Source organism: Bradyrhizobium sp., from assembly GCF_019242285.1.
GTDB lineage: Bacteria > Pseudomonadota > Alphaproteobacteria > Rhizobiales > Xanthobacteraceae > Bradyrhizobium.
On the sequence record NZ_JAFAVV010000874.1, the window covers coordinates 1 to 2311 of the forward strand.

Genomic DNA, 2311 nt, shown 5'->3' on the forward strand with positions numbered 1-2311 from the left:
TGTCGAGCAGAAATTTGGTCTGATGCACCTGCACCGCATACCAGATGTACAGCCCGCAGAAATAGCCGAGCGAGATCCACCAGAACCGCGCCGTACGAAGCGCCCGCGGTAAGGTCCAGTCGGTGCCGGCCCAGACCGGATCGACGATGTTGGAGACGGGCCTCGCCGAAGCATGCGGCGCGGCATCGCCATCGGGCTCAAGGCCGATATCCTCGGGGCGCTTGCGCAAGAGCAGATTGATCGGCGCCAGCACGATCAAGACCATCAGCCCGATCGCGGTGCAGGCCGCGCGCCAGCCGGTGTGCTCGATCACATATTGCGCCCACGGCAGCAGTGTCACCGAGCCGATGCCCACCCCGGCAAAAGCGATGCCCATGGCAAGACCGCGGCGGCGGATGAACCAGTTCGGCAGGAACAGCGAGAATCCGGAGTAGCCGAGGCAGACGCTGCCGGCGCCGACCATGACGCCGATGGTGATATAGAGATGCCAGGGCTCGCGGGTCAGCGGCGCCAGCAACAACCCGCCGCCCATCAGCGCGATGCCAAGCTCCATCACCGCGCGCGGACCGGCGCGGTCCATCAGGCGGCCGATCAGCGGGCTGACGATCGCCGACACCACGAAGCCGAACGAGAACGCGCCGGCGGTGATGCCGCGTTCCCAGCCGAACTCGGAGAGGATCGGCGGGAAGAACAGCGAGAACGCGGTGCGCGCATTGACGCCGATCGCCATGGTGACGAAAGTCACGATCACGACGACCCAGCCATAGAAGAAGGGCAGCCGCGCAGCCAGGGATTTCCTCATGGCCGGCGCGTCCAATGCTCGGCGTTGACGGCGCCTGTAGGCACCTCGCCCTTCACGATCAGGCCGACCTGCCGGACCGTCTCGGACGCCTGGTGCTCGATCGCCTGCGGCGTCAGCCCGCCGATATGCGGGGTGGCGACGACGCTGGGCAGGCGCGCGAGCGCCGGTGAGGGCATCTGGTCCGGCGCGCGGCCGACGTCCATCGCCGCGCCGGCGATGCGATTCTCGCGCAGCGCCGCGGCGAGCGCCGCTTCGTCGACGAGATTGCCGCGCGACAGATTGATGAAGAAGGCGTGCGGCTGCATCCTTGCGAGCGCCGTCGCATTGATGAGATTCTCCGTCGCCGCGTTGGCGACCGCGAGGCACACGACATGGTCGACGCGGCCAAGCAGCTCCTCGAGGCTGACATGCTGGATGTCGCTGTCATCGAGGGTGACGAAGGGATCGGCGACCAGCACCTCCATGCCGAGCGCCCTTGCCAGCCTGGCAAGGTGACGGCCGATGCTGCCATAGCCGATGATGCCGATGCGGCTGCCGGCGAGCTGCCGCCCCATCACCACCTCCGGCTTGCGTCCGACGTGGTAGTCGGCCGTCGCGCGCGAGATGCCGCGCGAAAAATCCACCATGAAGCCGAGCGCGAGCTCGGCGACCGCCGGCACGAAGCCGGGCGAAGCGCGTGTCACCAGCACGCCGGCTGCGGACGCCGCTGACACATCGATGTTGCGGATGTCGACCGCACAGCGCACGAAGGCGCGCAGCTTCGGCAAGAGCGGGAAGATCTCGCCCCTGCCCTCGGTCATGCGGTCGGCGACGATGATTTCGACGTCCTCGGCCGCGGCGATCAGGCCTTGGCTGTCAAGTGCATCGTCGCCGTCATGCAGGCGGACCGCGCCCAGCGCCTGCAATCCTTGCAGGCTGCGGTCACCATAATACTGGCGGCGAGATGCCGGCGTGTGCGTCAACAGGATTTTCAAAAGTTCCTCGTCAATACCCGAAGGCGTGCGGCAGGGCCGTGCTGATGGCCGGCACGAAAGCAATTATCAGGAGACATAGCAACAGCAGGCCGAGATATCCGAGTATCGGCTTCACCGTCTGCTCGATCGGCACGTTGCCGATCAGGCAGGCGCCGTAGAGTCCGAGCCCGAGCGGCGGCGCGAACAGGCCGATTCCCATCGCGATCACCAGGACGACGCCGAAATGCAGCGGGTTGATGCCGAGCTTGACCGCGACCGGCAGCAACAGCGGGCCGAAGATGATCAGCGCCGCGGCGCCCTCCAGCACCGACCCCATCACGATCAGCACGAGGATCGAGAGCAGCATGAACACCCAGACGCCGCCCGTCTGCGACAGCGAGAGCATAAGCTCGCCGACCGCGTGCGGCACCTGCTGCAAGGTCAGGATGAAGGCGAGCGATTGCGCCGCGGCGACGATGAACAGCACCAGCCCCGAGCGCGTCGCCGCCTGGATGAAGCTGTGAGCCGCGGCCGTCACGCTGAGCTCGCGGAACAG

General features: G+C 66.8%; 3 protein-coding genes. All 3 read right to left on the minus strand.

All coding sequences use genetic code 11. The annotated features are described in order from the left end of the window. Window positions 1-802, minus strand: an 802-nt coding sequence (locus JOY90_RS35930) for an MFS transporter (RefSeq protein ID WP_291695832.1), incomplete at its 3' end; no start/stop codon positions are given. Further along, complete coding sequence (locus JOY90_RS35935; protein ID WP_291695833.1) at window positions 799-1776, minus strand: NAD(P)-dependent oxidoreductase; 978 nt, start codon at window positions 1774-1776, stop codon at window positions 799-801. The genes JOY90_RS35935 and JOY90_RS35930, both read right to left, overlap by 4 nt. A gap of 10 nt (window positions 1777-1786) precedes the next feature. After that, on the minus strand, window positions 1787-2311 hold a 525-nt coding region (locus JOY90_RS35940), incomplete at its 5' end, for a TRAP transporter large permease subunit (RefSeq protein WP_291695834.1).